1 pseudogene is annotated in these 549 nt (G+C 76.5%); it reads right to left on the bottom strand.

Going from position 1 to position 549, the window contains the following annotated elements:
• Positions 1–121 precede the first annotated feature (121 nt).
• A pseudogene (locus SACPADRAFT_RS32120) lies at positions 122–549 on the bottom strand (MFS transporter); the annotation flags it as partial.

The following is a 549-nucleotide window of genomic DNA, read 5'->3' as shown; positions in this document are numbered from 1 at the left end:
TCGGCGGTGGCGGGTTCGGCGGTGGCGGCATCTTCGGTGACGGTGGCGGTGGCGGCGGAAGCGGTGGCGGAATCGGGGGTGGGATCGGCGGAGGCGGAGGAGGGGGTGACGGTTGACCGGGTCAGGACGGGGAGTCCACGGCCACGGGCTCGTAGCGGTCCCGGGACAGGCGGCGCACCCGTCCCTCGTACGCGGCCTCGCTCAACGCGGCACGGAACCGGCCGGGGCCCCAGTACCGCGCGCCGACCGCGTCGGCCAGCTCGCGCCGGGAGAGTGCGCCGTGTTCGCGCAGGGCCATCTCGAGGCTGCTGATCTCCCGGTCGAGATCCTCCTCGGCGGAGGGGGCCCAGCGGCTCGCGGTCCCGATGAAGGCCGGCGAGTACAGATGCCGCCCCGGGCCCGGCCGGTACCGGCGGACGCCGCTGCGCTCACGCGCGGTGCGCCGGGTCAGTCGGTGCCGGATACGCTCGTCCCGCTCGGCCGCCTCCTGCCGTCTGCGGGTGGCCTCGGCCTCCTCCCGCTCCGACTCCTCGGCCGCGCCGCGTTCGG

Origin of the sequence: Saccharomonospora iraqiensis subsp. paurometabolica YIM 90007 (genome assembly GCF_000231035.2) — a bacterium.
Classification (GTDB): domain Bacteria; phylum Actinomycetota; class Actinomycetes; order Mycobacteriales; family Pseudonocardiaceae; genus Saccharomonospora; species Saccharomonospora paurometabolica.
The sequence above is the reverse complement of the archived record's forward strand: the minus strand, read 5'-3'. Positions and strand labels throughout refer to the sequence as shown.